Genomic DNA, 25,352 nt, shown 5'->3' on the forward strand with positions numbered 1-25,352 from the left:
GTAGCGTCGACAGCATGACTGCACACGACTTCGGGCCGCTCGTCCTCGGCGGCAACACCTTCGGCTGGACCAGCTCGCGCGAGGAGAGCTTCGCGGTGCTCGACGCCTTCGTCGCCGCCGGCGGCCGCGCGATCGACACCGCGGACGTCTACTCCTCCTGGGCGCCGGGCAACTCCGGCGGCGAGTCGGAGACCGTGCTCGGCGAGTGGCTCGCCCGCCGCGGGCGCCGCGACGACGTCGAGATCCACACGAAGGTCTTCGCGCTCGAGGCCCGCCCGGGGCTCTCGGCGGCGAACATCCGCGCCGCCGTCGACGACTCGCTGCGCCGCCTGCAGACCGACCACCTCGACCTCTACTACGCGCACCGCGACGACGACTCGGTGCCGCAGGAGGAGTACGTCGCCGCGTTCGGCGAGCTCGTGACGGCCGGCAAGATCCGCGCGGTCGGCGCCTCGAACTTCACCGCCGATCGCCTCCGCGGCGCCGTCGCGATCGCCGCCGAGCTCGGCGTGACGGGCTTCACGGTCGCGCAGGACGGCTACAGCCTCGTCCGCCGCGACTACGAGACGACCCTGCGCGGCACGGTCGCCGAGCTCGGCCTCGTCGAGCTGCCCTACGGCGCGCTGCAGGGCGGGTTCCTCACGGGCAAGTACCGCCCGGGCGTCGAGGTCGACTCGGCGCGCGCCGGCAACGCCACGAAGCTGCTCGACGACCCGCGCAACCTCGCGCTGCTCGACGCCCTCGATCGGGTGGCGGATGCCCGTGGCGTCTCGGTCGCGGCCGTCGCGCTGGCATGGCTCCGCCAGCAGCCCACCATCGGCGCACCCATCGCGTCGGCGCGCACGGTCGAGCAGCTGCCGCGCCTGCTGCAGTCGTTCGCCCTGGAGCTCACGGCCGACGAGCTCGCGGCGGTCGGCGCGCCGACCGCGCCCTCGGCCTAGCGAGCGCCGCGATCGCGGGCCGGCCCCGCCCTACGGGGCGGTGTCGGCTCGCCCGAGCACGTCGAGCATCCACGCCAGCTCGATCGCGCGCTGGTTCCAGGCCGAGTACCGGCCCGAGACCCCGCCGTGGCCGGCCTCCATCTCGCAGCGCAGCAGCACGTCGGCGCCGACCTCGCGCAGCCGCGCGACCCACTTCGCGGGCTCGACGTAGAGCACGCGCGTGTCGTTGAGGCTCGTCACGGCGAGGATGCGCGGGTAGGGCTGCTCGGTCACGTTCTCGTACGGCGCGTAGGCCTTCATGTACGCGTAGACGTCGGGGTCGTGGAGCGGGTCGCCCCACTCGTCCCACTCGATGACCGTGAGCGGCAGCTCGGGCATGAGGATCGAGGTGAGCGGATCGACGAAGGGCACGTCGGCGAGGATGCCCGCGAAGAGCTCCGGCGCGATGTTCGCGACGGCGCCCATGAGCAGCCCTCCCGCGCTGCCGCCCTCGGCGACGATCCGGTCAGGGGCGGTGACCCCGGCGTCGATGAGGTGCCGGGCGCTCGCGACGAAATCGGTGAAGGTGTTGGTCTTGGTGAGCGTCTTGCCGTTCTCGTACCAGGCGCGGCCCATCTCGCCGCCGCCGCGAACGTGCGCGATCGCGAAGACGACGCCGCGGTCGAGCAGCGACAGGCGCGGGATCGAGAAGCCCGGGTCCATGCTCGCCTCGTACGAGCCGTACCCGTAGAGGAGGGTCGGGCTCGGCTCGGCGGCGCCCTCGCGCGCACCCGCGGAGTCCGCGCCGTCCGCGCCGTCGGCCCCGTCTGCGCCGTCGAGCGCCGGCACGAGCCCGCGCTTCCAGACGAGCGAGATCGGGATGCGCGTGCCGTCGTCGGCCACCGCCCAGTCGCGCCGCTCGGCGTAGTCGGCCGGGTCGTACCCGCCGAGGACGGGCTGGCGCTTGAGGATGATCCACTCGCCGGTCGCGACGACGTGGTTCGCGACGGTCGCCGGCTCGATGAAGCTCGTGTACCCGACGCGGAGCATCGGCTGCCCCCACTCGGGGTTGCCGCTCGCGCCGATCGAGATGAGCCCGTCGCCGACCTCGAGGTCGACGAAATCGAGGTCCTGTTCGCGGATGCCCGGCGCGAGCCGCGCGACGCCCGTGCGCGGCAGGCCGTCGCGGCGCGAGTCGAGCACGAGGAAGCCTGCGAAGGCGTCGACGCCCTCGACCCGCCGGCCCGGCAGGTGCGGCACGAGCGTCACGACCGGGGCGAGCGCAGCATCCGCCGCCTCGGTGCCCGTTGACCCGGTGTCCGTCGACCCGGTGCCCGCCTCGATCGGGACGGAGTCGACCTGGAAGTCGGGCGCGCCGTCGTTGTGGGTGATGAGCCAGCGGTCGCGGCCGTCGATGATCGCGTGCTCGACGTCGTACTCGACGCCGTCGACGCGCGGGCGGATGACCGCGAACTCGCCCTCGGGCGTCGACGCGTCGAGGTAGCGCACCTCGCTCGTGATCGAGCTCGAGGCCTCGATGAGCAGGAAGCGCTGCGAGCGCGTGAGCCCCGCGCCGACCCAGTACGACTCGTCGGGCTCGTGGAAGACGCGCACGTCGCCGCCCGCCTCACCGCCGATCGTGCCGACGGCGTGCCGCCAGACGGTGTCGGGGCGCCACGAGTCGTCGACCGTGCAGTAGAGGACGAAGCGGCCGTCGGGGGAGAAGAACGCGCCGGCCGCGGTCTCGGCGATCTCATCCGGCAGGTTCTCGCCGGTGGTGAGGTCGCGGATCCGCAGCGTGTACCGCTCGTCGCCCTCGGTGTCGACCGCGTAGAGCATGAAGCGGCCGTCGAGCGTGATGTCGAGCGAGCCGAGGCTCAAGAACTCGTGGCCCTCGGCCTCGGCGTTCGCGTCGAGGATGACCTGCTCGCCCTCGCGCGGCTGGGATGGGTCGTCGAGCGGCGGCGGGGGAGTCCACGCGGCCGGATCCTGCGGGTTCGCGGGGTCGATCGGCGCGGCGGGCACGCGGCACTGGATGGCGTACTGCAGCCCCTCGACCGTGCGGCCGTAGTACCACCAGTCGCCCTCCCGCACGGGGATGCCCATGTCGGTCTCTCGAACGCGGCCCTTGATCTCGGCGACGATGCGCTCGCGCAGCGGCTCGAGGTGCGCCATGCGGGCGTCGCTGTAGGCGTTCTCGGCGCGCAGGTGGTCGAGCACCGCGGGGCTCTCCTTGTCGCGCAGCCACTCGTAGTGGTCGACGACGACGTCGCCGTGGTGCTCGCGGCGGTGGGGGATGCGCTCGGCGATCGGGGCCGTGGAGGTCTCGCTCATCCGACCAGCGTAGGCGGGCGGTGAGAGAACTCTCATCTACGCCCCGATCCGCGCGCTCACGCCGATCGCGGGGCCGCCGGCTGGGAATTGACCCCCGAAGGGGGGTGCGGATGCTGGGCTCATGCTCTAACGTGGCCTGCTTCACGACCACCCGTCACCGCCTCAGCGATCCGCCGGCGGTGGAACGGGGGGAGTCGTCACCGTCGCCGCCTCCTCATACCGAGGCTCAGCATCCGCGCGCTCTTCGCGAAGGACGCCCCCGAGCCGCGACCGAGAGAACAGGACTCTGCGTGACGAGCATGCGCATGAACACCCGGAGACAGCGGGAAGCAGCCCTCACCACCGAGGCGACCGACCGCCGATCGAGCCGCGCGCCGGCCTCGACCCTGCCGACGCGCGCGTCCGTGCGCTCCGACATGCTGTTCGCGGGGGAGCGCCGTCCGCCCGAGGCGCCGCTGCCGCGCGCGGTGGAGAACCAGTCGGTCACCTCGCCGACCCTGCTGCTGTTCGTCGTCATCGCCCTGCTGGGCGTGCTCGCGTACACGTTCTTCCTCTTCAACCCCGAGAACCGCGGCGACTGGCTGCCGTACACACTCGTCGTGATCGCCGAGGTCGTCCTCGTCGGCACCGCGCTGCTGTCGATGTGGACGATCCTCTCCGGCTCGAAGGACCCGCGCGACTTCCTCTTCCACCACGCGCAGGAGCGCCTGTTCGACACCGCGGCGATCCGCGAGAACGCGCTCGACGACGACCCGACCCGCTGGCCGCTGCTCATCGACGAGAAGCCCGTGTCGGTCGATGTCTTCATCACCGTCTACGGCGAGCCGCTCGAGACGATCGAGCGCACCGCGCGCGCGGCCGTCGCGATGCGCGGCGCGCACACGACGTGGATCCTCGACGATGGCCGCAGCGACGAGGTGCGCGACATGGCCGCCGAGGTCGGCGCCCGCTACGTGCGCCGCCTGAGCAGCAATGGCGCGAAGGCCGGCAACGTCAACCACGCGCTGAGCATCAGCAACGGCGACTTCTACGTCATCCTCGACGCCGACTTCGTCCCGCAGCCCGACTTCCTGTACGAGACCGTGCCGTTCTTCGTCGACCCCGTGGTCGCCTTCGTGCAGACCCCGCAGGCGTACGGCAACCTGCACACGCTCATCTCGCGCGGCGCCGCCTACATGCAGCAGATCTTCTACCGCTTCGTCCAGCCGGGCCGCAACAGCTTCAACGCGGCCTTCAGCGTCGGCACGAACGTCATCTTCCGCCGCACGGCGATCGACGACATCGGCGGCATGCACACCGACTCGAAGTCGGAGGACGTGTGGACCTCGTACGAGCTTCACCAGGCCGGCTGGCGCTCGGTGTACATCCCCGTCACGCTCGCGATCGGCGACGCCCCCGAGACGATCGAGGACTACTCCAAGCAGCAGCTGCGCTGGGCGACTGGCGGCTTCGAGATCCTCCTCAAGGCCAACCCGCTGAACCCGCGCCGCCGGCTCACGCCCGACCAGCGCGTGCAGTACTTCGTGACGGCCACGCACTACCTCGTGGGAATCGTCCCGTTCCTGCTGCTGCTCGTGCCGCCGCTCGAGATCTTCTTCGACCTGCGCCCGGTGAACCTCACGGTCACGTGGGTGACCTGGCTGCTGTTCTACCTGGGCTTCTACGGCCTGCAGATCATGCTCGCCTTCACGACCATGGGGTCCTTCCGCTGGGAGACCCTGATGCTCGCGAGCGTGTCCTTCCCGATCTACCTCCGGGCGCTCGGCAACGTGATCCTCGGCCGCGACCAGGCCTGGCACGTCACGGGCGGCAAGAGGGACAGGTCGAGCCCGTTCAACGTGATGATCCCGCAGACGCTGTTCTTCTGGTTCCTGCTGCTGACCTCGATCGTCGCCATCTACAAGGACGTCACGAACGGCGCGCTCACGCTCGCCACCGCGTGGAACGTCACCAACACACTCATCATGGGCGCGTTCATCCTGACCGCCTCGGCGGAGTCGCGGCAGATCGCCCGCGAGCGCCGACAGCGCAAGGCCCGTGAGCGCGCGATCCGCCGCTCCGACCGCCAGCACGCCCTCGAGGGGCGCCGACGCGCCCGTCGCTCCGACCGAAAGGCAGTCTCCGCATGACCTGGGCCACCCGATTCAAGATGTTCTTCGGCGTCATCGCCGTCTTCCTGCTCGTCCTCGCGCTCACCGTCGCGCTCTCGCACCGCAAGGGCGAGACCGACGCGAGCTCGGCCTCGATGGACGCCATCGAGTACCCCGTCGGCACCGACTACTCCGGCACCGTGATCGAGCAGTTCGTGGTGCAGGGCGACGCCGTCGCAGCGGGCGACCCGATCGCGCGCATCCAGTCCACGCAGCTGCTGCAGGACATCGATGACGAGATCTCGGTGCCCGACAGCGAGGTCTTCCAGGTCAACGACGACGGCACCTACACGGTGCTCTCGAGCGTCAACGGCCTCGTCCAGGACGTCGCGGTGCAGCAGGGCGGGTACGCGGCCGGTGGCTCGACCCTCGCGACGATCGCGGCGCTGGACTCGCTGTTCGTCTCGGCCGAGTTCATCCTCGACCCGAAGGACTTCGAGCGCATCGAGCAGGGCGCCCGCGTCGAGGTGACCCTGCCCAACGACCAGATCCTCGCCGGAACCGTGGAGTCGATCGAGGTCGCGACGGTCGAGGACAAGGCCGTCGCCACCGCGACCGTCGACATCGACGAGTCGCAGTTCGCCGAGCAGGGCGGCCTGATGACGCCGGGCACGCCGGTCGAGGCGACGATGCAGCTGCGCAACGACGACCTGCTCGCGACCTCGGTCGCCGAGCTGCGCACCCTCATCTCCGACGTGCGAGAGGCGCTGTTCGCGTGAGGGCCCGCTCCCGCACGCCCCGAGCCCCGCTCGTGGCCGTCGCCGCTCTCGGCATCGGCGCTGTGATCGCGGGATGCGCGTCCCCCGCCGACCGCGGCGGCTCCGCCGGCGACGGCGCGGCCTCGCCCCTCGGCGCGACCGTGCTGGGCGACGAGCAGACGCGCCCGCTCGCTGACGCGCTCCCGGAGGCCCCCGGCACCGAGGTGTCGCTCGACCGCCTCGCCGAGGGGCTCATGCCGCCGACCAACTCGTGGTTCAGCGGCCTCGTCTTCGGTAGCGAGCCGCAGCCGGTGTTCCCCTTGCCGCTGTCGTTCGGTCTCGTCGCGGACGGCGTCGCGTTCGGCGTGCCCGAGGTCACCTCGCGCCCCGGGGCCATCAGCGCCCCGCACGCGCCCGCCGTGACGCTCACCGCCGGCACGGATTCGGCCGTCGTGACCCGTTACGACGAGGTCTCGGTGACGCTCGCGCTCGCCGCGGCCGACGAGCCGACCGCCGAGGTCACGATCGCCCGCGGCTCGCCCGTCGTGAGCTACACCGCGACCGCCGCGCACCAGCTGCGCCTCAACGCGCCCGTCGAGGCCGCGCCCGACGCGGGGGAGGGCGTGCACACGCTGCAGACGCCCACCGCGACGTTCGCGCTCGTCGCGCCCGAGGCATCCGTCTCGGATGACGGCCTCGTCGTGGAGCTCCCGGAGGGGGCGACCGCGAACTGGGTCGCCGTTCCCGAGGGCGCCGACGTCGCCGAGCTCGCGGCGCTGGCCGCATCGCCCATCACGCGCGTGGAGGTCTCGGCCTCGCTCGCGGAGGACGCCGCGACGACCGCTCTCACCTACGCCACGGCCGACGGCAGCGACACCGTCACGGGCCGCCTGCCGCACCAGAGCGAGGGTGCGTCGTGCGCGCTCGGCTCGTTCCTCACCGCGTACGGCGCCATGGAGCTGTGCGCGAGCGCCGAGCTCGAGTGGAGCGTTCCGCAGCTCGCCCCCGCCGGCGCGCTCGCGCTCGACGACGCGCAGCCGACCGGCGACGACCGCGCCGAGCTCGTCGCCGCCCTCGAGCAGGATGTCGCCGAGACCCCTGAGAGCCCCGCCGACACCTACTTCGGCGGCAAGGCCCTCGCGCGCCTCGCGACGATGCTGCAGCTCGCCCGCCAGCTCTCGACCGGTGACGACGCGACCGCCGAGGCGGCCGCCGGAATCGCCACGGGGCTCGAGGAGCGCCTGACCGCCGAGCTGCGCACGTGGACGGAGCCGCAGGGCTGCGAGGAGCGCGCCGAGCGCTGCTTCACCTACGACTCGCGGCTGCGCGGCATCGTCGGCCAGGAGGCGTCGTTCGGCTCGGAGGAGTTCAACGACCACCACTTCCACTACGGCTACTTCCTGTACGCCGCGGGCGTGCTCGCCGGCGCGACCGGACCGGCCGGCGCTGGCGGTTCGGGATCCGCCGAGATCGACACCGAGCTCGTCGACGAGCTGCGCCCCGTCATGGATCTGCTCGCCGCCGACATCGCGAGCAGCGGCGGCGAGGTCTTCCCCGCCCAGCGCGCCTTCGACCCGTATTCGGGCCACTCGTGGGCGTCGGGCTTCTCGCCCTTCGCCGACGGCAACAACCAGGAGTCGAGCTCGGAGGCCGTGAGCGCCGCGAACGGCCTCGCGCTGTGGGCGGAGGCGACGGGCGATGACGCCCTCGCCGACCAGGCGCAGTGGATGCTCTCGGCCGAGGCGCACAGCGCCCGCGCGTACTGGACGGCCTTCGATCGCGCCGCAGAGCCCTACGCGGGCTACGAGCGGGGCACGGTCGGCATCGTGTGGGACGCCAAGCGCGACTTCGGCACGTGGTTCAGCCCTGAGCCGTCTGCGATCGTGGGCATCCAGCTGCTGCCGATGCACCCGATGGCGGGCTACCTCGCCGACGGCGTGGACGCCGAGCGCATCCTCGACAACATCGCCGAGGCCGCGCCCGGCGGCGCCGAGACCGCGACGCTGTTCGCCGACTCGCTGCTCATGTACCAGTCGCTCGCCGGCCCCGAGCAGGCGGAGGCGGCCCTCGCCGCCGCGCGCGAGCTCCCGGCCTCGAAGATCGACCAGGGTGGCTCGCGGGCGTACACGCTCGCGTTCATCATGAGCCAGCAGTAGTCGCGCCCAGCCGTTTCCTCGCCCGCGCTCGCTAGGCTCGGTGCACTATGTCGGAGTCCCCTCTCGCCGCGAACCCGTACGAGGTTCTCGGCGTCGCCCCGACGGCGAGCGACGACGACCTCAAGCGCGCCTACCGCCGCCGGCTCCGTCAGGCGCACCCCGACACGGGCGGATCGAGCGCCGAGTTCGATCGCGTGCAGCAGGCGTGGCAGCGCATCGGCACGCCCTCGGCCCGCTACGCCTACGACTCGGGCGCCGACGTCGGCGCGGGCGGCTCCGCGGCGTGGACCTCGGGCAGCTCTGGGGGAGGGGCGGGCGCGCGCCGCGGCGACTCGCGGCCGAACGCGAAGTCGCACGGGCATCCCGGCGGCATGTACCGCGAGCGCTACCTCGCGATGATGCGCGAGTGGGTGGGGCGCGGCGCCGCGCTCGACGACCCGTACGACCTGCAGCTCGTGCGGAGCGCGCCGCGCGAGATCCGGCACACGCTCGCCGCCGCGGTCGCGGAGGAGAAGACGGCGACGGCGCTCGCGACGCTCGGCATCGGCTTCACGATCTGGCACGACGTCGTCGCAGGCCCCGGCCCCGACGACAAGGTCGACCACGTCGTGCTCGGCCCGACCGGCCTCTGGGCGGTGCTCAGCGAGGACTGGGGCGGCCCCGTGAAGGTCAAGCGCGGCGACCTCATCGGCGAGGGGCTCGCCTCGGGCGAGAAGCCGCTGCACCAGCTCGGCATCCGCGCGAAGACGATCGCGCGCTCGGCGAAGGTCACGTTCTCGGGCCTCGTCATCGTCGTCGAGGACTCCCAGGCGCCCGCCTCGCTCACCGAGCTCGGCAGCGTCCGCGGCGCGCAGGGGATGCTCGTGGAGCGCTCGCGCCTGGTCAACCTGCTCCGGACGGGGCTGCCCGGCGTGGGCGTCGGCGGTACCGACCTGTTCGAGGTGCGCACGCGCCTGCAGGCGAGCATCCGCTTCGTCTAACTGGGCGGCACTCCGCCCACGGCGTTTTCGCCACTCACTGACAGAGAACACGCGGTCTCGCTCCAGCGTCCTCCCCGTCTCGCGGCGCACTGTTGCCCGCACGCGCAGTCCGCCGTCTGCAAGATCGGGTGGCCGGCGGACTGCGCGCTGACGAAGGGGACGACGATGACCTGGAAGTCGAAGACGAGCGGTCCGGTGCGGCGGCTGTGGGCGACGGATGCTCCGCGCGAGCCGCTGTTCGCGACGAAGTCGCTCAAGCAGGGCCCGTGGGCACTGCAGCCGAAGCCGAAGCACGAGCCCACCACGCAGGAGATCCCCGTGCTCGACGGCGCTCTCGGCGCGCGCGAGCGCGACAAGCTCGACGGCCTCATGGACCAGATGCGGTTCGACCTCGGTCGCGGTCACCACCTCGAGGCCGAGACGCTGCTGCGCGAGCGGCTCAAGGCGTGCCGCATGTCGCTCAGCGACGCGGAGATCGCCGACCTCGCGGAGTCATTGCGTGATGTCGACCGCGCGCGGCGGCTGCGGGAGGAGAGGGAGGCTGAGGAAGCGGCCGCAGCGGAGCAGGAGCAGGACGCTGAGGGTAATCCGCCCGCTGCCTGAACGTCCGTCGAGCGGATTCAGGGAACGCCCCGGAAGCAGGGCCAGAGTCGAGGCATGACCTGGCAGCCCCACGAGAATTCACCCGCTCACCTCGACCCGCGCGACGTCGAGGGCGCCCCGCCCGCCGGCAGCGGCTCCGGCGAGTTCGTCGAGACGGCGGAGACCTCCGGCACGGCGGACAGCCAGCGGCACGAGGGACTCGACGCGAAGGATGCCGGCGCCGAGGCGGAGCAGTCCCGCCCGATCGAGGACGGCGCTCTCGACGCCACCGACGAGCAGAAGATCACCGGAATCCTCGATCAGACCCGGCAGGACCTCGAGCAGGGCCACGCTCGCTCAGCCCTCGAGCTCCTCGCGCAGCGCTTCGAGCAGTCGGGCATCCCGGTTTCCGAGTCGCGGCTCGCGGAGCTCGCCGCGTCGCTGCAGCAGTACGAGGAGCGCTAGCCGCTCTCGTCCTCTGCGGCGCGGCGCTGCTCGGGGCGCGCGGGCGCGACGATCGTCGCCCGCCGGCCCCGGGCATCCACCTCGCCCGTGTCGGCCCCGAGCACCTGCGTGCGCTCGGGGCCGTTCGCGTGCCAGAGGGCGGCCGTCCAGGCGCAGATGACCGAGTCCAGCAGCTCCTCCCGGTGCTTGTAGGCGGCGTCGGTGATCGGCGAGGGCTCGTCGACGAGCGCGCGAGTCGCGGGGTGGCTGCGCAGGTCGAGCGGCGGCGTGCTCGGGCCGAGGCGGGAGAGCCGCGCGATGAGGTCGTCGCAGGCGGCGGCGCGGCGGGCGCGGGCATCCGCCCGGTCGATGCCGGGGATGAGCCGCTTGTAGCGGGGGCGCTCGTCGTCGTAGCCGAGCTCGGCGACGCCGACGAGCGTCGTGTACGGGTAGCACTCGAAGGCGACGGTCGTGCCGGCGAGCGGCGGCCCGGTGCCGTCGGTGTAGCGGATGCCTCGGGGCTCGAGGGCGGCGAGGAGCAGCTCTCCGGCGCGGGCCGCCGAGCCCGCGTTCGACGCGTTCGCCGCGACCTTCCAGCGCCCGTAGCGGGAGGCGACCTCGCGCTCGGCGGCGCGCATGCCGGTGGGGTTCGGCACGATGAGGGGCGCGTCGATCGCGATGACGTCGCCCGGCTGCTCGTGGGCGGCGATGAAGTCATGGACGGCGTCGACTCCGCGGGCCCAGCCGGCGTCGAGGATGCGCCCGGTGGCGTCGAGCAGGCACAGCCCGGTTTCGTTGGGCGGCCGCACGCGACCGGTGCGCGGGTCGGTGCGGCCGAGACCCCAGGCGAGGTCGATGCCGAAGTAGCGCGCCACGCGGCGAGCGTAGTCGAGCGGTCTGGGCTCGGACGCCGGGCCGGCGGTGTGGTCGGCGGTGTGGTCGTCGCTGTGGTCGTCGCTGTGGTCGTCAGGCGGCGACGGAGCGGGAGCTGGTCTGCAGGAGCGCGTCGCGGGTCTCGGCGGAGGTCGGCGGCTCAGCGCCGGGGCGTCCGATGGTGAGCGCGGCGGTCTGCTGCGCCCAGTCGCCGACGGCGCGCAGCGTGCGCTCGTCGATGCTGCGCAGCTCTTCGCGACGGTCGGCTCCGAGCAGGCCGAGGGTGCCGAGCCCGGCGAGGAGCCCGGCGGTCATGGCATCGCCGGCCCCGATGGTGTCGAGCACCTCGACGTCGTAGGCGGGCAGGTCGACGACGGCGTCGGCGGTCATGAGCAGGGCGCCGTCAGCGGCGCGGGTGATGACGACGAGGGCGACTCCGGCGTCGAGCCAGCGCTGGGCGATGGCGGCGTGCGGCTCGTCGCCGTAGAGGTAGGCGAGGTCTTCGTCGCTGGCCTTGACGATGTCGGCGAGGCGCGCCTGCCGTTCGACCCGTGCGCGGGCCGCGTCGGGGTCGGTGTCGTGCGTGGGTCGGATGTTCGGGTCGTAGCTGATGGTCGCGGTGGCTCGGGCGGCGCGGACGGCGTTCTCGAGGTCGGAGCAGCACGGGTTCATGGCGGCGGCGAGCGAGCCGAAGTGGAGGACCTCGACGGGCCGGTGCGCGGGCATCTCGCCGCAGCCGAGGCTCCAGTCGAGGTCGAAGGAGTACTCGGCGGAGCCGTCGCCGCGGAGGTGGGCGCTCGCGGTGGCGGTGCTGCCGGCGCGGGGCGCGATGAGCAGGTCGACGCCTTCGCGGACGAGGCGCTCTTCGAGGCGGTCGCCGCGCTGGTCGGCGCCGAGCTCGGTGACGAACTGCACGTCGATGCCCTGGCGGACGAGGCCGATGCTGGCGTTCATGGGGCTGCCGCCCGGGTATTCGGTCGTCAGCGGAGCGCTGCCGTCGCCGGCGCGGTCGTCGTGGACGATGTCGATCAGCGATTCGCCGATCACGAGTGCTCGTGTGCGCGTCGGTGGTGTCGTGAGACGTCGGGTGTCCACCATTGCACCTCCCCCTGGATGTGCCGACCACCCCAGTGGTCGTTCTACCGCGACTTTATCTCGTGAACGGCAGGTAAACGAGGTGGTGAGACCATTTCACCCCCGACTTGGGGGTGTCCGCATTTAGGGGGACAAATTGGGGGACCTGGTGTTGTTACGTCAGCAGCCCGGCCCGCGGGGGTTGGCGGCGCAGTCTCGGTCGACGAGGGCGGTGGCGGCGCTGTCGGCGACGACGATGCTCACGGGGTCGGAGGGAATCGCGAGGGTGCCGGGGATGGGTGTCCAGAGTCCGGAGCCGCCGATGCGGTACTCGGCGGCGTAGTCGACGAGGAGGGTGACGGCGTAGGTGCCGGAGCTCTCGTAGACGTGGCTGGTGGGGGTCGCGTCGAACTCGTCGAGGCCGAGCGCCGCCCAGGTGGCGCCGGGCGTCGAGGTGCTGAGCGGTGCGGAGCCGTCGCCGTAGTCGAAGAGGTAGGCGACGGGGGTGAACCGCACCTCGGCGGTGATGCCGAAGAGCTCGCCCGTGCGGATGCTCGTGCCGCCGGCCGCGAGGACGTTGGCGTGAAGCCCGCGCACGGCCCAGCCGTCGGGCTCGGAGGAGAGGGTCGCCAGCTCGGGCCGGAAGGAGGCGACGTCGCGGATCGTGATGCCGGGGGTGCCGGGAGCGGAGTCGGCGGGCGGGGGAGCGGCGGGGGCGCCGGGGCGAGCAGCGGTGCAGTCGGCGGCGATGTCGCCCTGCGCGACGCAGCGCTCGACGGGGACGACCCACGGCGGGATGCCGGGTGGAGGGGTCCAGGCGACGCGGTCGGCGACTGTGTTGTCGGTAGGGGCGTTGGCCGAACTGCTTTCTTCGGTTGACCCAGCGCTTTCGGTGCCTTCAATCGTGGTTTCCTCTGTGCCGTTCTTGGCACACACCTGTCCGCCGGTTTGATGATTGGCGTTGGTGTTGCAGCTTTCGGCCGCTTGTGCTGAGGAGATTGTGGGGTCAAACGCAAAGAGCAACCCGGCGAGTAGAAGAACCGAAGTAAACGTCGTGGTTACTCGCATGACTCCGACGCTTCCCAGAACTCATTTCGTTCGAGTCGCCATTTGCCTTCTGAGTCGAAGGACACTACGGCCTCGAACGTCACGTAAGGGGGTCGATCGGGGTTTACAACAGATACATCGTCGGGCCCGACCACGTCGACATCAAGATACGAAACGCAGACGAAAGCGATGACTTCCGCGCCACTCGCAGTTTCAGATGACTGCTGCAGTTTGGTGCTGACTAGCTCGGTAGAGCCGACGCTTCGCCAGTTTTTGGCTCGTCGTTCCGCATATGAAGCGCTCTCGTCCTCAAAGACCTGGTCGGACACGAGCGGACGTAGCTCCTCTTCACCCACTCCTCCGCTCTCAAGGATCTCGTTCGATACGGCGAGGTACTCGGCATATGCCGCCTCCGCAGCCGCGAGCGCTTCCTCGTCGCTCGCGAACAACGGCTCGGCCTCGGCCGAGGGTGGCGCGCTGGGCACTGCGGCCTCGGGCGAGCATCCACCGAGGGCGAATGCGGAGGCGGCGAGCAGGAGGGCCAGGGGCAGGCGGGACGACGTCACCCGCACAGGGTAGGCAGAGCATTCGTCGGATTCGGGTGTTCTCCACAACGGCGCACGACCCGACCGCAACCCCACGCGCGGGGGACGACCGGCGCGGTCAGAGCTCCCCGGAAACCCGCGTACCGTTAACCCTCGGGCCACGAGCCCGCAACGGAGTGAGGGAGCAGTAGTACATGGACGAGTGCATTCACGGTTTCGAGCCCGGCATGTGCGCATCGTGCTTCCCTCCGCCCGAGCCGGAGAAGGTCGCGATCCGTCGTGCGCCGAAGGCTCCGAAGACGAATCTGCGCACTCCCGCTCCCGGAACGACCGCCGCGAAGGCTCCTGAGCCGCGCGCGAGCAACCTCCCGAAGCGCATCTTTCACGTCACGCACGTGCGCAACCTGCCCGCGATCATCGCGAGCGGCGAGCTGAAGCCGAGCACCCTGAGCGCCGAGCAGGCCGAGGTCGTGCTCGCGAGCCCGATCACGCACGAGCTGCGGGCGACCGCGCAGGCGACGGCAGACGCATCCGTGCTCGAGTGCATCGCGTTCTCGCTCACGCCGCGCGCGACCTGGTGGTCGCTCGTGCAGGACGGCGCCGCCGGCCCCACCTGGAGCGACGACGCCCGCCGCGCCCTCGCCGTCGACTTCGTCGTGCTCGGCGTCGACATCCCGGCCGTCGCCGACCGACTGATCGTCACCGACGGCGACGCGGCCGCGATGACGACCGCCGTCGGCAGCAGCCCCGACGCGGCGAAGCGGATGCTCGCCCGCGCCGCCATGGACGAGGACGTCATGCAGGCTGCCGAAGCCCTCGTTCCCGGCCCAGTGCCGCTCGCGAGCGTCGCGCTCGTCGCCGTCGCCAACGACAAGCGCCGCGACGAGGTCAAGCGCGCGCTCGCCGACGCGGGGCTCAAGGCGAAGGTCGCCGTCTACCCGCCGTGGTTCGTGCCGACGCCGATCGCGTAGTCGGCAGCGCGAATTCGCCGATCCGCTCCGGCGTGTCCCCCGCACGCGGGGTGTCGTTCTAGCGCCCTCGGGTGCACAATGACGAGAACGGTTCGTGTCCCCGCGCGTTCCGTCATACCCGAATACCCGCACCCAGTCCCGCGCGTGGCACCCGAACCACCCATCCTCGCGCCCGACGGACCCCCCGATGGGATGCATCATGACCGATATCGCCCCCGCGCGCTCGCGCTTCGACTACGCGGGCCTCGCCCGCCCGAACCTCCCCGCCGCCGGAGCCCCCGCCTCCGTGCCGCCTCTGATCAGCGTCGTCACCGCCGAGCCCCGGCCCGATGACGCCGAGCTGCTCCACAACTCCAACGGCCGCGCCGAGTGGATCGCCGCCGAGCTCGTGAAGGCCGGTGCCGTGTTCGACGGCAAGGTCCACGTGCCGCAGGCGAAGAAGCTCGCCAAGAAGGTCGGAGCCGTCGAGCCCATCACTCTCAGCGCCCTCAAGGCCATCGTCTCGATCACGCTGCGCGAGATGCCGCGCGTCGAGGCGCAGTGCTTCCCGCCGGAGGTCGTGCTCGCCGCGATCGAGGGCGGCCCGCACTCGGCGTCGCAGCTGCAGCTCGAGCAGGGCGCGCGCCTGATCACCCGCATGGTCTCGTACTACTGGTCGGCCGTCGCGAAGGCCTACCCCGAGGCGTGGGATGACCGGCACGGGTTCATCCTGTGGCAGAGCTTCGGCCTGACCGCCCTGAGCAAGTTCGGCGGCCGCATCATCCAGGAGCGCGTCGACGAGCGCGAGATCATGCAGCAGTACTTCGACACGGCTCTCGCCGCGGTCGCCGCGCGCATGCCGCTCGACGTCGCGGACTTCGCGGGCGTCAGCTCGCAGGCCGGCGCCAACCAGGTCTACTCGATGCTCCTCGAGGCCAACAGCGAGCACGGTGCGGCGTTCACCGAGCTCGTCGACTCGCTCGCGCAGACCATCGACTGGGGCAAGGCGGCCTCGGCGCCGTCGCCGCTGCCGTTCGGCTAGTTCCCGCCCAGCTCGAGAGCCCGGCGGTGTCTACGCACCCGCCGGGCTCTCGTCTGCGCTCGGGAGCCCTCCCGGGCATCCGTTGCTGTGTTCTCGGTGTCTAGTCGTCGAGGACGAACGTGACCTCGAGCGTCACGTGCCACATGCGCACGGAGCCGTTGTCGATGTCGACCTTCTGCTCCTTGACCCAGGCGCCTTCGACGTTGCGGAGCGTGGCGCTCGAGCGCTCGATGCCGACGCGGATGGCGTCTTCGAAGCTCTTCTCGGATCGTGCGGTGATGGTGGTGACGCGGGCGACAGATGACATGGCGTTCCTCCTTCTTCGGTGAAGCGGGTGAAGGGGCCAGTCAAGGTGCGCGGCCGATGTGCCGCAAGGGGGTGCGCCGGCTAGAAGGGAAGCGCTACTGTGCCCGACTGCACGAGGCCGGTGGTGATCACGGCGGTGGCGGCGATGAGGGCCGAACCGAGCATCCCGACGGCGATCGCGGCGGCGTAGCCGGCCCGTGCCGACGGCTGGCGGGCGGCGTCGGCGAGCTCGGCGGCGTCGACGCGGGTGACGAGACGGTCGTCGATGCGCGGGGGAGCGAGGTCGACGAGCTCGGTGTAGGCCTCGGCGCTCTCGATCGCAGTCTCGATCTGGTCGGGGCTCGCGGGCTGCTCGGGGCCGACGGGGGCGGTGCGGGCGGCGGGGCGCGTGAGGGGCGTCCATGCGACGCCATCCCACCAGCGCTCCTGGCCGGGGACGGTGGGGTCGGCGAACCATCCCTCGCGCGGCTGGATGATCACGATGTCAGTCACGTGAGAATCGTCCGGGATGCCCCTGGCATTTCTCGGAGTGCCCCCCGAATGGGGGGTGTGAATCAGCGATCGCGGCTCGCGTTGTTGGCTGGTGCTCGTGCGGCGGTCAGCGGCGGGTGCGAATCGCCCCGACGACGATGCCGGCGAAGAAGACGACGGCGCCGGCGACGGCAAGCAGAATCGCTGCGGTGGTCTGCAGCGCGAGCACGCCGACGAGGCCGTAGACACCGACGATGACGGCGATGACTCCGGCGAAGACGAGCAGCAGTGACAGCCCGCCGACGAGCCGGCGCGTCTTGCGGTCGCGCTTGGGCGCGGTGGCGACCGACAGCAGCGGCACGGAGGCCGGCGGCGTCGGGGGAGCGAGGTCGACGAGCTCGCTGTAGGCCTCGGCGCTGAGGATGGCGGCGTTGAGCTGGTCGGGGCTCGCGAGCGCGGACGGCTCGATGAGCTGCGACTTGGCGGACTCGCGGGTCTCGTTCGTCCAGGAGGTGCCGTCCCAGCGGCGCTCGTGACCGGGGGAGGTGGGGTCGGGGAACCAGCCCTCGGCGGGCGGTGCTTGGCCGTAGTCGGCGGGGTTGAGGGTCATGGCGGGTTCCTCGAAGCTCGGGTGGGGGCGCGTGGGTGAGGCGCGCGGTGAGGTGAGTTCATTATGCGGCGCCCGCGGCGCCGTAGCGAGCGCTTGGGCGTGGACTAGGAGGCGAAGGTGGCGAAGCGCTCGGCGAGGAAGTCGCGATCGGGGCGGTCGTCGCGACGAGCCGGCAGCTCGAGCGGCTTGCCGTTCATCGCCTGGAGGCCGTACTGCAGCATGGGCCCGTCACGATCGGCGAGCAGACGTTCGTTGATATGCACGACGTAGTCGGGGCTGACTCCGAGGAAGTTCTGGTCGTAGGCGGCGTGATGAATCTTGCACATCGCCATGCCGTTCGTGACGACGGGCAACCCCCGCTCGTCGGTGTCGGCGATGATGTGCGCGGCGTCGAGGAGCTCGGCGTACTTGAGCGTGCAGACCGCGCATCGCTTGTTGTAGGCGCTGAGCACACGCGCCCGGAACACCGGCTGATGCACACGCTGCTTCACGAGGCGCTCGACGTAGCGCTTGTCGAGCGTCGTCGCAGTGGTGGCGCGTACGCCACTCTCGTCGAGGTCGATGACGAACTGGCGGCGCTCGGGCAGCACGTCGATCACGTGCACCGGGAAGACGGGAACGTAGAGGTTCGGCAGCGGCTTCTCGAAGAGGATGATGGGCACCTGCTGCTCGAACGCGACGTGCAGCTTCCGGTTGTCGCCGGCGTTGAGCGGGCCTTGCGCCCACGAGTAGTAGAGAAGCCCGCTCGTCCGGTCGATCGCGTCATCGTAGACGTTGTAACGACCTTTGTCGCCGGCCGAGACGATCGCCAGGGTGGCATCGAACTCGGCCGGGTTGCGGATGCCCTTGTTGCGGTCGATGAGCGGGATGCGCAGGCCGCCTCGCAGCGTGAACGCGGTCAGCTCGTCCCGGCTGGCAAAGCCACCTCGCGCGTCGATGAAGAGCTCAAGCTCGGCGAAGATCTCCAACCGCAGACGTGCCTGTTCCTCGCTCGACAGCATCCGCACTCCTTGCCCTATTTCACCGCAGCCTATTGGTGAGCCCAGACTTTGCCACCGATTCGGGGGTGTCGACCGAGCCCGGCATTCGACCTACGCTCAATTCCAATGGCACGGATGATCCCTTCCACGATCGGCGATGACGCCCCACCGGGGGAGCACGCCGTCTTCGCGGCGCTCCGCGACGCACCTCGCACCGACGATTGGGTCGTCTTCCACTCGCTCGAGATCGCCCGCCACGTCAGCCAGGTCCAGGGCGAAGCCGACTTTGTGGTCGTGGCGCCGGGGCAGGGCATCCTGGTCATTGAAGTGAAGTCGCACGAGAGCATCGAGGCCGACGGCGAAGGCCGCTGGCGCTACGGCAGCCGCGACTGGGTCACCCGCAGCCCCTTCGAGCAGGCGTCGGGGGCGCAGCACTCCATCTTCGAATACCTGCAGTCGAAAGGAGCCGGCCCCGTCGGCTACCCGGTCTTTCACGCCGCCTGGCTCACGCAGCTGAGCAAGACCAAGTTCGCCCCCAGCATCGGCTGGCACAACTGGCAATTGCTGGATGCCGCCGACCTGGCGAACGGCAACGCCGCCGCCGCGGTGATCCGCACGCTCACCCACGCGAATACCCACCTCGCCGACAGCGTCAGCGGCTACCGCCGCGTCGCCGGCCAACCCGTCGCCGAGCACACCGCGAGAATCACAGAACTGCTCACCCCGCGGTTCGTCGCCGAGCTCAGCGCGAAAGAGCTCGCGCGGCGCCGCGAGGCCGAGCAAGCCCAGTTCACGGCCGAGCAAGTAAAGGTGCTCGACGTGGTCGGAACCAACCCGCGGCTGCTGGTCGAGGGGCCCGCCGGCTCGGGAAAGACGTGGGTTGCGGCAGAGGCCGCGCGCCGAGCCTGCGTCGCCGGGAAGCGCACCCTCGTCGTCGTCTTCAATCGCCTCATCGAAGCCCGACTCGCCGAGCTCTGCGGTGAAGGCTTGGAGGTGCGGCGCATCCACTCGCTGATGGCGCAGGTGGTCGATCGGTACGCGGGCAAGAACGAGGCGCGGCGCAAGCTCGAAAGCGGGCGAGTGGAGCCGGAGTGGTACGACCAGACCCTGCCCGAGCAGGCACTCGAGGCGGCCCTTGAGCTGGGCCCGCAGTACGACTATCTCGTCGTCGACGAAGCGCAAGACGTGGCGCTTGAGCAGTACCTCGACGTGCTCGACGCGCTGCTCGTGGGCGGGCTCGAGCGCGCGCCGGTCTTCCTCACCGGCGACTTCGACCACCAGGTCATCTACCGCCGCCACGCAGACGACGAGGTTACGGATGCCCGCGCCACCGTGCTGCGCCGCATGCCGGGTCTCATGACGCTCCGACTCGACAAGAACGTGCGCTCGACCCCCGAGGTGGCGCGTTTCGTGGCCGAGCTCATCGGCGAGCCGACCCTCTACAGCGAGCACCGCCGCAGCGACGACGACCAGGTCTCGGTCGAGCGCCACACCTTCACCACCTTGGAGCAGCAGCAGCCCCTGCTCGCCGACGCCGTCGAGCGCATCCTGTCGGAGCCGTTCACGGTGCGCGAGCTGGTGATTCTGTCGCCCTACGCTCGCGAGCGGTCGGCTGCCGGCCAGGCTCTCGCCAGTCAGTCGACGGATGCCCGACTCACCTCACGCCTCGGCACGAGCCTCGACGACTCGACGCGCATTCGGTGGGGGAGCATCCACGAGTTCAAGGGTCTTGAGGCGCCCGCGGTGATTCTGACCGACGTCGACCTGTCGAAGGGGTACCACCGCGATCTGCTCTATGTGGGGGCGTCGCGCGCGACGGATCGGCTGGTCGTGCTCGAGCTTAGGGACTAGCTCAACGCCTGCACCTCTTCGACCAGCGCCTCGATCGCTTCAATCAAGGCGGGCACCGCAGCGGGAGCAGTGGCGGCGTCAAAGCTGCGGGCCGAGATCTTTGAGTTCGCTGTCCGGCCACCGGGAATCGCGCCGATCGCGGCGAGATAGCGTTCAGCGGCTTGGGCGACGCTCGGGGTTCTGGCCAGCGACGTTCGATCGATGCCCACCGACAGATACTTGAGGCCCTGCCAGCTTGTGGTCTCCGGCAGCCCCCACGCGATCGAGATCGGCAGATTCTGGTCGGGTGTCTGCATGCGGATGGAGAGCCCCTTCGATCCCCAAGCGAGGGCGAGCCCGAGCGAAATGCAGCCGGCGAGGAAGTCGCGGAACGCATCGCGATACTGGTCATCATTGATCGAGGCCAAGAAGGCGACTTCGTCGGTCGTCGTCTGCGACCGGCTGGTCGCAGCTGTCCGCCGAGACGGCGATGCGACGACCTGGGCGGCGTGAGCGGTTAGTTCCGCGCCCGCCAATTGCACAATCTCCACCAAGAAGAAGCGCCCCGATCTCATGGTTGCGTTCATGTACTCAAGGCTCGTCCGCATGGTCTCGGTGAACCTCTGCGCGGCGACCACGAAGTGGAAATCGCCCGACTGCAGCACATCGGCAAGGCGCTCGAGCAGAGCATCCGTCGCCTCGGAGTCGAGGGCCCATCCGGCGCGACTGATCGCGTCGCGCAGATCGTGGCTACCGGCGAGGCGCTCGGGCGCGTGCCCGCTGCGCAGGAAGCGCTGCACGACGCCTCGGTCGAAGTCGTCGACCGACAGCCGCCACAGGTCTGAGCCGTAGTCGATCAGCTGGGCGAGGGCGTGCCTGAAGTCGGGGTTCTGTGGCCCAGTTTTGAGCTCCACGAGCACCACGTCGCCCGACGAGGCGAGGCACAGCAAGTCGATGGACCCGGAAGCCAAGGAGGTTTCACGCCCAATCACGAGCAGGTCACCATCGAGCCCCAGGTCGTCAGCGGGAATGAGCTGCGGGTTCATTTTCATGACCTCCTGCAAGTGGTGTTCGCTCGCTGCGGGCGACTCAACGAGATCGAATCGCTCGCCTGCACGCTCGACCAAAAAGCGACGCGGCATGGATGCTCCTTTCGTGCTGGCGCCGAGGCTACTGCTTCAGCCCTCAGATCGCGCTCCTGGGCAGGCCCGATTGGCGGTTGCCTATCCGGCAGCTTCAGTCGATCACCTGTCGAGGGGGCAATAAGAACTGACCGGCGCTGAGTGATTGTGTCGTGCACGTGGATAAGGCCACGGGTTCGTGCGTCTTCGCAGCTTCGCCTTCGCGCCGTAAGCGTTGCGAGCCCGCTTTGTCACTGGTGATACGTAATGTTGGGAGCAAGTCAGACCAGCGAATTTGTGCGAAGGATGGCAGGCGTGGACGCAAGTATGCGCGAACAGGACATGGTCTTTCGGCGTGCGCTCGGCGAGTCACTCGACAGCATCGGTAAGTCGTACGGCGTCAGCAGAGAACGTGTGCGGCAGATCATCGTTAAGGCGGGCGGCCCGACCGCTCAGGATGCCCACCGGGCGGCGAGAAGCACGAAGTCTGCCGAAGGGCAGCGTGAGCGAGAAGCGTTTGCGGCCCAGTACCTACCCATCGCGCGCGAGCTCGCGAGCAAAGGCACTTCGCGACGCGATGTGATCGCCAGGCTGAAGGCCATTGATCCGAGTATTGACGAGGTGATGGCCGGGTTTGTGCTGCGCAAGGCTCGTATCGTGTTTGCGCAGGACTGGGTGGATGACTTCATGTCAAACCGGTTGCTCGTGGCAGCGGTCTGGTTCCTGTTCGGTCTCGACTACCAGATCCCCGCCGACCCCTCACTCGCCATCAAGAAGCTTGACCACGCGCTGATCTCCGAACTCACCGAAGTTCTTGCGAGGCAAGGGGTCCACGAGCTTGAGCGCGCACGCGTTCTCGGCGTCATTGCTGCGGCTCAAAACTTCGCCACAGAAAACCCCGGAGTGTCGATTACCGCGGCCCGGTACGGGGTTCTTCGAAAGAAGCAGGTCGTCGCCTGGGGTCTCGAGTCAGCGCGAGGTACCCACTTTTGGCCGCCTACGCGACAGGCCGCGATGGCACGGTTCGGCGGATGGAGCGAGACCCTGCTGCGGGTGGGGCTGAAGCGATCGGAGTTTGGGCGCTCAAAGGGGTTTCTCAAGTACACCGCCGATGAGTACCAAAGGGCGGCGATGGACTACGTCGCGTGGGCCGATCGTCGCGATGCAACGCCCTCGGTGGACCGCTACAAGGAGTGGCGCCGACTCGAGGCAAATGAGGGACGCGAGCGACCGTCCGGCGCGTCCTTGCGCAACATCTTTGGTTCTTGGTCGAAGGCCATGCGGGCAGCGCGCGAGAGCGCAGACCATGCCGGTGCGCATGCACTGCAAGAATGAAGATTCCGCGGAGATCCGCCTGGTGCGGCCGTGGCGCAGCGTCGACCGAACAACCAAAGTGAAGGGCTCCAACGCGTGACGAAGCGCAAGCTGATTGAAGTAGCACTGCCGCTCGAAGAGATCAACAAGCAGTCCGCACGCGAGAAGTCCATTCGCCACGGCCACCCTTCAACCCTGCACCTCTGGTGGGCGCGTCGCCCGCTCGCCACGGCGCGCGCGGTCCTCTTTGCCCAACTCGTGGATGACCCCAGCAATCGCGAAGACGAATACCGCGAGGAAGCGGTGCGCAAGGGCGAAGCGGATGCGGACGCCTACGCTGAACGCGCGGTTCAGGCCGAGCGCCAACGACTCTTTCGGCTGATCGAGCGAATGGTCAACTGGGACAACCTCGGCGACGAGGCGCTGTTCGACGAGGTGCGTGCGGAGATTCTCAAGAGCACGAACGGCAACCCGCCCGCCATCCTCGACCCGTTTGCCGGCGGCGGCACTATCCCTCTCGAAGCGCAGCGCCTCGGGCTCAAGGCTCATGCGTCTGATTTGAATCCTGTCGCGGTGCTCATCAACAAAGCGCTGCTCGAAATCCCACCAAAATTCCGCGGCCGACCGCCGGTATTTTCAGGAGCCGCCGAACAAAGAAATGATTGGCCCAACGCCTCCGGTCTTGCTGAGGATGTCCGCCGTTATGGCTCCTGGGTGCGTGATGAAGCTGAAAAACGGATAGGACATCACTATCCGAAGGCAACATTGGCCGACGGTTCGACTGCAAATGTCATCGCCTGGATATGGGCTCGCACGATTACCTGCCCGAATCCGGCCTGCGGAATTGAGATGCCTCTGGTGAGCACTTGGTGGCTGGGCAAGAAGAAGGGCAAAGAGGCGTACATAGTCCCATCCGTGGTGAGCGGTCGAATCGAGTATGAGATCGGGCATGATACAAAATTCGGTCCAACGAAAGAAAAGGATGGGACGGTGGGTCGAACTGGTGCCGCTTGCTTGTCTTGTCAAACCGTCGTACCGCTGGAATATGTGCGATCAACAAGTCGAAGTGGTGGCCTGGGAGCCCAGATGACCGCAGTTGTTGCTGAGGGTTCCCGGACGCGCGTTTACCTCCCGGCTACGGAGCGCCACCGTCATGCCGCGGACGTTTCGAAGCCTCTTGTACTACCTGCGGGGAGCCTCCCAGACAAGGCATTGTCTTTTCGGGTACAGGCATACGGCATGACCGAGTGGGCTGACCTCTTCACAAATAGGCAGCTAACCGCTCTGACAAACTTGAGTGACTTGATTATGGAGGCGCGTGGAAAAGTCCTTGCGGAGACGATGGCGGCATCGCATGCTCGAGCCGGGAGCCTGGAGCATGCGCGTTCGGACTCCGAGTCTTACGCTGATGCGGTCACAACCTACCTCGGGTTCGCTCTCAGCCGGACCCTCAACAAGAGTTCCACGTTGTCCGGTTGGGACTCCAGCACGAAGGTCGAAGGCGTCCGTGGAGTCTTCGCTCGCCAAGCCTTGCCCATGGTCTGGGACTTCGGGGAGGCGAATCCTTTTGGCAACGCAGCAGGCGACTACAAGGAGGATCTAGCCTGGGTCGCGAAGGTCATCGAGAAGTTGCCCGCGAGTGGAATTCACGAGGTCATTCAAGCTGACGCTGCAAACCGCTCGTACGCGGACGTCGTACTGTCCACCGATCCTCCGTATTATGACAATATCGGCTATTCAGACTTGTCAGACTTCTTTTACGTTTGGCTTAGAAGGTCATTGCGAACGGTTCATACGGATCTGCTTGGCACAATGCTCGTGCCAAAGGCTGATGAATTGGTCGCAAACCCTTATCGCCATGGCGGAACAGAGGGGGCGAGAGATTTCTTTGAATCTGGGTTTGAGGAGGTATTCGCACACGCTCGCTCATCTGCATCAGAGATTTACCCGATAACCGTCTACTACGCGTTCAAGCAGTCGGAGTCCCTTAACGGTGAAGAGTCCTCCCGTGGGTGGGAGACGATTCTTGGATCCATGGTCCGCGCAGGCTGGTGCATAACAGCGACCTGGCCAATGCGCTCGGAACTTGGTAACCGAATGATCGCGTCGGGGACCAACGCTCTTGCCTCATCCATCGTTCTTGCCTTGCGCCCGAGGTCAAAAGACGCGCCGATTACAGATCGAAGAGGTTTTCTTTCCGAGCTAAAGTCCTCGATGGCTGGGTCGCTTCGTGAGCTGTACCAGGGAACAGTGGCGCCGGTGGATATGGCGCAAGCAGCAATCGGGCCCGGAATGGCAATCTTCTCGAAGTACATAAAGGTCGTGCAGCCGGATGGCTCAGCGATGACTGTGCATGATGCGCTCGTCCAGATCAACTCGGTACTCGATTCGGTCCGTCGTGAGCAAGAGGGTGATTTTGACTCGGACACCCGGTGGTGTGTCACGTGGTTCGAACAGCATGGATTCAGCGCTGGATCTTTTGGCGATGCGCATACACTCGCGACTGCGAAAGCGACTACGCTCGACGGCCTCGCGCGAAGCGGGATCTTGAGCACTGGTGGGGGCAAAGTCAAGCTGTTCGATCTTGCCGAGCTCAGAGCCGGATACGACCCGCGAGCGGACGACCGCGTGTCGCTCTGGGAAGTTGTAATGCACCTTGCCAAGTCCGTCACCGAGTTTGGGCTCGCGGATGCTGGACGCATTTTCGCGGCAGCAGTTGAGCGCGGATTCGACATGACGGAAGGCAAAGCCCTAGCTGACCTGTTGTTCGTCATCTCAGAGAAGCGGGGCAGCACCAAGACGGCGATCGTCTTCAACCAGTTGGCATCCGCTTGGTCGGAGATCATGGCGGCATCTCACGATGCTGTTGCCATCGCGCCGGCAATTTCTGAAGCGACACTCGACTTCGATTCGCTGGAGGATTGA

The 25,352-nt window shown here is 68.9% G+C and carries 22 protein-coding genes; 12 read left to right on the forward strand and 10 right to left on the reverse strand.

Translation table 11 applies throughout. The features are described 5' to 3' along the window. The first annotated feature begins 14 nt into the window (after nt 1–14). Nucleotides 15–941: an aldo/keto reductase gene (locus ASC54_RS09870; protein WP_055898707.1), complete on the forward strand. Its 927-nt coding sequence runs from the start codon at nt 15–17 to the stop codon at nt 939–941. A 30-nt stretch (nt 942–971) separates the two neighbouring features. On the opposite strand, the gene ASC54_RS09875 is transcribed toward ASC54_RS09870, so the two are convergent. Beyond that, nucleotides 972–3,254 carry a S9 family peptidase gene (locus ASC54_RS09875; RefSeq protein WP_156376813.1) on the reverse strand — a complete coding sequence of 761 codons (2,283 nt, stop codon included), beginning with the start codon at nt 3,252–3,254 and terminating at the stop codon, nt 972–974. 305 nt (nt 3,255–3,559) lie between these two features. On the opposite strand from ASC54_RS09875, the gene ASC54_RS09880 reads away from it, so the two are divergent. The 6 genes from ASC54_RS09880 to ASC54_RS09905 all read left to right on the forward strand — a co-directional run bounded on the left by ASC54_RS09880 (nt 3,560) and on the right by ASC54_RS09905 (nt 10,285). Further along, a complete protein-coding gene (locus ASC54_RS09880) occupies nt 3,560–5,383 on the forward strand; it encodes a glycosyltransferase family 2 protein (protein WP_055898713.1) in 1,824 nt (607 codons plus the stop codon). Beyond that, nucleotides 5,380–6,123: an HlyD family efflux transporter periplasmic adaptor subunit gene (locus tag ASC54_RS09885; RefSeq protein WP_055898716.1), complete on the forward strand. Its 744-nt coding sequence runs from the start codon at nt 5,380–5,382 to the stop codon at nt 6,121–6,123. The genes ASC54_RS09880 and ASC54_RS09885 overlap by 4 nt, the downstream gene beginning before the upstream one ends. Continuing rightward, nucleotides 6,120–8,258, forward strand: a complete 2,139-nt coding sequence (locus ASC54_RS09890) for a glycosyl hydrolase (protein ID WP_156376814.1) — start codon at nt 6,120–6,122, stop codon at nt 8,256–8,258. The genes ASC54_RS09885 and ASC54_RS09890 overlap by 4 nt, the downstream gene beginning before the upstream one ends. 47 nt (nt 8,259–8,305) lie before the next feature. Continuing rightward, nucleotides 8,306–9,238: a DnaJ domain-containing protein gene (locus ASC54_RS09895; protein ID WP_055898722.1), complete on the forward strand. Its 933-nt coding sequence runs from the start codon at nt 8,306–8,308 to the stop codon at nt 9,236–9,238. A 165-nt stretch (nt 9,239–9,403) separates the two neighbouring features. Continuing rightward, a complete protein-coding gene (locus ASC54_RS09900) occupies nt 9,404–9,841 on the forward strand; it encodes a hypothetical protein (RefSeq protein ID WP_055898725.1) in 438 nt (145 codons plus the stop codon). Between the two features lie 54 nt (nt 9,842–9,895). Then, nucleotides 9,896–10,285: a hypothetical protein gene (locus tag ASC54_RS09905; protein ID WP_055898728.1), complete on the forward strand. Its 390-nt coding sequence runs from the start codon at nt 9,896–9,898 to the stop codon at nt 10,283–10,285. On the opposite strand, the gene ASC54_RS09910 is transcribed toward ASC54_RS09905, so the two are convergent. From ASC54_RS09910 to ASC54_RS12875, 4 genes are all read right to left on the reverse strand, one after another. Further along, nucleotides 10,282–11,139 (reverse strand): DUF429 domain-containing protein, encoded by an 858-nt coding sequence (locus ASC54_RS09910; protein WP_055898731.1) that lies wholly within the window; start codon nt 11,137–11,139, stop codon nt 10,282–10,284. The two genes, ASC54_RS09905 and ASC54_RS09910, sit on opposite strands and share 4 nt — an antisense overlap. 91 nt (nt 11,140–11,230) lie before the next feature. Continuing rightward, nucleotides 11,231–12,184, reverse strand: coding sequence for a carbohydrate kinase (locus tag ASC54_RS09915; protein WP_162242507.1), 954 nt, complete (start codon nt 12,182–12,184; stop codon nt 11,231–11,233). A 207-nt stretch (nt 12,185–12,391) separates the two neighbouring features. Further along, nucleotides 12,392–13,147 (reverse strand): hypothetical protein, encoded by a 756-nt coding sequence (locus ASC54_RS12870; RefSeq protein WP_156376815.1) that lies wholly within the window; start codon nt 13,145–13,147, stop codon nt 12,392–12,394. Nucleotides 13,148–13,269: 122 nt separating this feature from the next. Then, nucleotides 13,270–13,824, reverse strand: coding sequence for a hypothetical protein (locus tag ASC54_RS12875; RefSeq protein ID WP_156376816.1), 555 nt, complete (start codon nt 13,822–13,824; stop codon nt 13,270–13,272). Between the two features lie 173 nt (nt 13,825–13,997). On the opposite strand from ASC54_RS12875, the gene ASC54_RS09925 reads away from it, so the two are divergent. Together ASC54_RS09925 and ASC54_RS09930 are read left to right on the forward strand one after the other, a co-directional pair. After that, nucleotides 13,998–14,774 (forward strand): DarT ssDNA thymidine ADP-ribosyltransferase family protein, encoded by a 777-nt coding sequence (locus ASC54_RS09925; protein WP_055898740.1) that lies wholly within the window; start codon nt 13,998–14,000, stop codon nt 14,772–14,774. 199 nt (nt 14,775–14,973) lie between these two features. Next, the gene (locus tag ASC54_RS09930) at nt 14,974–15,795 is read left to right on the forward strand and encodes a hypothetical protein (protein ID WP_156376817.1); all 822 of its coding nucleotides are present in this window, start codon (nt 14,974–14,976) and stop codon (nt 15,793–15,795) included. Nucleotides 15,796–15,895: 100 nt separating this feature from the next. Here the strand turns inward: ASC54_RS09930 and ASC54_RS09935 are convergent, their stop codons facing one another. The 4 genes from ASC54_RS09935 to ASC54_RS09950 form a co-directional block, all read right to left on the reverse strand. Next, the gene (locus tag ASC54_RS09935; RefSeq protein ID WP_055898746.1) at nt 15,896–16,102 is read right to left on the reverse strand and encodes a dodecin family protein; all 207 of its coding nucleotides are present in this window, start codon (nt 16,100–16,102) and stop codon (nt 15,896–15,898) included. A gap of 80 nt (nt 16,103–16,182) precedes the next feature. Next, nucleotides 16,183–16,593 (reverse strand): DUF2510 domain-containing protein, encoded by a 411-nt coding sequence (locus ASC54_RS13080; protein ID WP_055898751.1) that lies wholly within the window; start codon nt 16,591–16,593, stop codon nt 16,183–16,185. Between the two features lie 106 nt (nt 16,594–16,699). Further along, nucleotides 16,700–17,182, reverse strand: a complete 483-nt coding sequence (locus tag ASC54_RS09945) for a DUF2510 domain-containing protein (RefSeq protein ID WP_055898754.1) — start codon at nt 17,180–17,182, stop codon at nt 16,700–16,702. Between the two features lie 104 nt (nt 17,183–17,286). Further along, nucleotides 17,287–18,183 (reverse strand): HNH endonuclease, encoded by an 897-nt coding sequence (locus ASC54_RS09950; RefSeq protein WP_082515033.1) that lies wholly within the window; start codon nt 18,181–18,183, stop codon nt 17,287–17,289. Nucleotides 18,184–18,297: 114 nt separating this feature from the next. On the opposite strand from ASC54_RS09950, the gene ASC54_RS09955 reads away from it, so the two are divergent. Next, a complete protein-coding gene (locus ASC54_RS09955; protein WP_055898757.1) occupies nt 18,298–20,013 on the forward strand; it encodes a nuclease-related domain-containing DEAD/DEAH box helicase in 1,716 nt (571 codons plus the stop codon). On the opposite strand, the gene ASC54_RS09960 is transcribed toward ASC54_RS09955, so the two are convergent. Then, nucleotides 20,010–21,134: an endonuclease NucS domain-containing protein gene (locus ASC54_RS09960; protein WP_055898760.1), complete on the reverse strand. Its 1,125-nt coding sequence runs from the start codon at nt 21,132–21,134 to the stop codon at nt 20,010–20,012. The two genes, ASC54_RS09955 and ASC54_RS09960, sit on opposite strands and share 4 nt — an antisense overlap. A gap of 294 nt (nt 21,135–21,428) precedes the next feature. On the opposite strand from ASC54_RS09960, the gene ASC54_RS09965 reads away from it, so the two are divergent. Continuing rightward, nucleotides 21,429–22,448 carry a sigma factor-like helix-turn-helix DNA-binding protein gene (locus tag ASC54_RS09965; protein ID WP_055898763.1) on the forward strand — a complete coding sequence of 340 codons (1,020 nt, stop codon included), beginning with the start codon at nt 21,429–21,431 and terminating at the stop codon, nt 22,446–22,448. A gap of 75 nt (nt 22,449–22,523) precedes the next feature. Continuing rightward, the gene (locus tag ASC54_RS09970; RefSeq protein WP_055898765.1) at nt 22,524–25,352 is read left to right on the forward strand and encodes a DUF1156 domain-containing protein; all 2,829 of its coding nucleotides are present in this window, start codon (nt 22,524–22,526) and stop codon (nt 25,350–25,352) included.

This window comes from Yonghaparkia sp. Root332 (genome assembly GCF_001425665.1).
In the GTDB taxonomy this organism is placed as follows: domain Bacteria; phylum Actinomycetota; class Actinomycetes; order Actinomycetales; family Microbacteriaceae; genus Microcella.